This is a genomic window from Sphingomonas sp. FUKUSWIS1 (assembly GCF_000733135.1).
Lineage (GTDB): Bacteria > Pseudomonadota > Alphaproteobacteria > Sphingomonadales > Sphingomonadaceae > Sphingomonas > Sphingomonas aerolata.
Genome location: NZ_JPJC01000205.1, coordinates 1 through 3,807 on the forward strand (window position 1 = coordinate 1; position 3,807 = coordinate 3,807).

A 3,807-nucleotide genomic window follows, 5' to 3' on the forward strand; every position below is an offset into this window, starting at 1 on the left:
TGGTCCGACCGCGCCGATCCGTTCGCCGACGTCGCACGCGGCACCGGCCGCGGCCCCGGCTGGCAGCGCGCGGCCACGCCCGGCGGCGGCTTCTCGACCAAGCCCGCCCGCGTCGTCGAAAGCCGGTCCAGCGCGATCAGCCTCGGCAACAAGGGTCGCGACGACCTGTCGCTCGGCCAGCGCGTGTTCCACCAGAAATTCGGCTATGGCAGCATCGCCGAGATCGAGGGCAACAAGCTCGAGATCGACTTCGAACAGGCCGGCCGCAAGCGCGTCATGGACAGCTTCGTGACGATCGCGCCGTAGGACGACCGGTCGCCGCCAACCTGTACGGGAGCCGACAACCCCGTTCAGGAACGATGCCGAACCAGGATCGTATCGTCCTTCCAGCCCGATCTCGGGCAAGAGGACACCTCATGAAGTTTACGCATCTCATCGCCGCCGGGCTCGCCTTCGCCACGCTCGGCCTCGGCGTGGCCGCGCCCGCCGAAGCCCAGCGCGATCGGGGCCATAGTCAGCAGTATCGCGACAACGATCATCGCGGTGATCAGCGTGCCGATCGTCGCGACTATCGCCGCAACGACCATCGTGGTCGCCACGACGGGCGTCGCTTCCGCGGCCGCGACAATGACCGCCGCAACTGGAACAACAATCGCCGCTGCCGCACCGAATGGCGCAACCATCGTCGCGTCCAGATCTGTCGTTGACGAAAGCCGGGTGGCGGCGCGATGTCGCCACCCGTTACCGGGACACCCTACCGTGAAAGGATTTCGATCATGAAGCGTTCTCTCGGCCTCGCGACGATGATCGCCGCGACCTGCCTGTCCGCCGCCGCACCCGCCGTCGCGCAGACCAGTGCCGACAACGCCCGTTTCGCCGCCGCCCAGGCGCGCCTCGACAGCGAGTTGCAGATCTTCCGCGAGGAATTCGATCGCTACCAGTCGCTGCGCGGCAATCGTGGCGGCAGCTATGTTCCGCCGGCGCCGCAGGGCGGCTATCGCCAGGCACCCGACCGGTACGAAGGCGGCTACCCCGACGAACGCGACGAGGGCAATTACGACCCGGCCCGCGACTATCGCGTTGGCCCGAATTATCAGGAGCGCACCCTGTCCGCCAACGACCGCGTCTATGCGGGGCAGGACGGCCGCTATTACTGCAAGCGCAACGACGGCACGACCGGGCTGATCATCGGCGCGGCAGGTGGCGGCATCCTCGGCAACGTGATCGACGGCGGCCGCTCGCGGATCGTCGGTTCGCTGCTGGGCGCCGCCGCAGGTGGCCTCGCCGGCCGCGCGGTCGAGCAGAACAACAGCCAGATCCGCTGCCGCTGATCGGGTGCGGCGACCGGGCGTCCAACACGCCCGCCGCCGTTCGCGCCCCCTCCCCCGAAACCCCGTCATCCTGACGAAAGTCAGGATCCAGAGCCACAAGCGATACCGCATCCGGCTCTGGATCCTGGATCAAGTCCAGGATGACGGGCTGCTACTTCGCCGGCCCCATCAGCTTCTGCGCGAAATAGGTCATCTGCAGCGCCTGCATCCGTGCCCCCTGCTCGATGTCCGCGTCGCCCGAATGCCCGCCCGCGGTATCCTCGTAGAACAGATACGGCAGGCCATATTCCTTCAGCCGCGCGGCGAACTTGCGCGCATGCTGTGGCCCGACCCGGTCGTCCTTGGTCGTCGTCCAGATATAGGGCTCGGGATAGGCCCCGCCGCGCTTGATGTTCTGATAGGGCGAGATCGTCTCGAGAAACGCCTTCTCCGCGGGGATCTTCACCGACCCATATTCATCGACCCATGACGCGCCCGCGGCGATCTGTTCGTAGCGGATCATGTCGAGCAGCGGCACCTGGATCGTCACCGCCTTCCACAGATCGGGATGCTGGTTGAACTCGACCCCCATCAGCAGCCCGCCATTCGACCCGCCATAGATGCCGAGCGTCGCCGGGCTGGTCAGCTTGCGCGCGATCAGGTCCTGCCCGACCGCGGCGAAATCGTCATAGATGATCTGCCGCTTGGTCTTGCGTCCTGCATCATGCCATTTCGGCCCGAATTCGCCGCCGCCGCGGATATTGGCGAGCACGAAGCTGCCCCCGCGCTCGAGCCACAGCTTGCCCATCACCCCCGAATAATAGGGCGTCATCGACGATTCGAACCCGCCATAGGCGGTCATGATCGTCGGCGTCGTCCCGTCGAGCGGCACGTCCTTCCGGTGGACGATGAAATAGGGGATCTTCGTCCCGTCGGTCGAGACCGCCTCGAACTGCTCGACGACGTCGCGCGACGCATCGAACTTCGCCGGCAGCGCCTTGATCTGCTTGGGCACGCCGCCAGGCCCCGCATCGAGCGTCCACAAGGTCGTCGGCGCGAGGAACCCCGTCACCTGCACGAACGTCGCATTGCTGCGATCGGTCGTGCTCGCGACGTCGACCGAGGCATTGTCGGGCAGCGCGACCGCCCGCGACGTCCAGCCCGCCTTGCCGTGCGTGAACACCATCGCCCGCCCGCGGACATTGTCATAGACGCTGGCGACCACGTGATCGCGCGTCACCGACACGCCGTCGACCGACTGGCGATCGGTCGGTGCGAAGACCAAAGTCGGCGTGAACTTGCCCTTGCGCACCTCGGCGAGCGGCGCCGAGGCGATCGCGCCGGCGGGGATCTGCCCCCACGCCTCGCTGGTCGAGAAGATCACCTGACCGTCGACCATCCCCGACGGGAAGACGCGGTCGGGAACGTCGAGCTTCACCAGCCCGGCCGGCGTGACGACATGCTTCTCGCCACCGAAAAAGGTCGGGCGCCGCTGGATCATCGTCACGCGGTTGCCCTGCCCGTCGGTCATCACGCTGGCATAGGTGCCAAGCTGGTCCGACGCCTCGCCGCGGAAGATCTCGCGCGCAGCACTCAGCGGCTGGCCGCGCTTCACCTCCTTGACCACGAACGGATAGCCCGATGCGGTCATCGACCCCGCGCCCCAGTCGCGCGCGACCAGCAGCGTGTCCTTGTCGACCCAGCTCGCGCCCTGCTTCGACGTCGACAGCGCAAAGCCGTTCGCGACGAACTGCCCGGTCTGCAGATCGAATTCGCGATACGACACCGCATCCTCGCCGCCCTCGGACAGCGAGACGAGGCACAGCCGCTCGTCGGGCTGAAGGCAGGTCGCCCCCTTCCACACCCATTTCTTGCCCTCGGCCTTGCTCAGCGCGTCGAGGTCGAGCGCGGTCGTCCAGACCGGATCGGCCTGCGCGTAGCCTGCCTCGCTCGTCCAGCGCCAGATCCCCTGCGGATGATCGGCATCGCGCCAGAAATTGTAGATCCGGCCGAAGCGCTGGTCGGGCATCGGGATCCGGTCCTTCGCCGCCGCGATCGCCAGCGCCTCGGCATAGAAGCTCTTGTAGCGCGGATCGTTCTGCAACCGGGGAAGCGTCTTGGCATTCTCCGCCTCGACCCAGGCGAGCGGCTTGGCGCCATCCTTGTCCTCGAGCCAGATATAGGGATCGGCGGCGGTGTCCGCGGCCGGGGTCGGGGTTGGGGTTGGGGTTGGGGTTGGGGTCGGGGCAGGCTTTGTGTTCGTCATCGGTGCGACTTGGGCGAGCGCACCGCCCGCCGCAAGGCCGGCGCCGCCCGTCAATATCGTTGCCGCAAGCGCAGCCGTAAGAACCCGCATCGTCCATTTCCCCGAATAGCTTGGCGTCATTCATGACGGTGTCTATCGCGGTCCGCAATGCAGTCCGACCAGACAACGGCCCTGGATGGCCTTCCCAAGCCCCGCCGCTTCCTCGCGATCGCCGCCATCTCGGCGGGTACC

Annotated in this window: 3 protein-coding genes and 1 pseudogene; 2 read left to right on the forward strand and 2 right to left on the reverse strand. The window is 67.1% G+C overall.

The annotated features are described in order from the left end of the window. Positions 1-306: pseudogene (locus tag sphsw_RS12165) on the forward strand (DNA helicase II); the annotation flags it as partial. A 44-nt stretch (positions 307-350) separates the two neighbouring features. Here sphsw_RS12165 and sphsw_RS20485 read toward each other — a convergent pair. Next, positions 351-683, reverse strand: coding sequence for a hypothetical protein (locus tag sphsw_RS20485; RefSeq protein ID WP_235188382.1), 333 nt, complete (start codon positions 681-683; stop codon positions 351-353). 93 nt (positions 684-776) lie between these two features. Between sphsw_RS20485 and sphsw_RS12175 the strand changes: the two genes are divergently transcribed. Continuing rightward, positions 777-1,331 carry a glycine zipper 2TM domain-containing protein gene (locus sphsw_RS12175; protein WP_031440853.1) on the forward strand — a complete coding sequence of 185 codons (555 nt, stop codon included), beginning with the start codon at positions 777-779 and terminating at the stop codon, positions 1,329-1,331. Between the two features lie 151 nt (positions 1,332-1,482). Here sphsw_RS12175 and sphsw_RS12180 read toward each other — a convergent pair whose 3' ends face one another. Then, positions 1,483-3,576, reverse strand: coding sequence for a prolyl oligopeptidase family serine peptidase (locus sphsw_RS12180; protein WP_031440854.1), 2,094 nt, complete (start codon positions 3,574-3,576; stop codon positions 1,483-1,485). Positions 3,577-3,807: the final 231 nt, after the last annotated feature.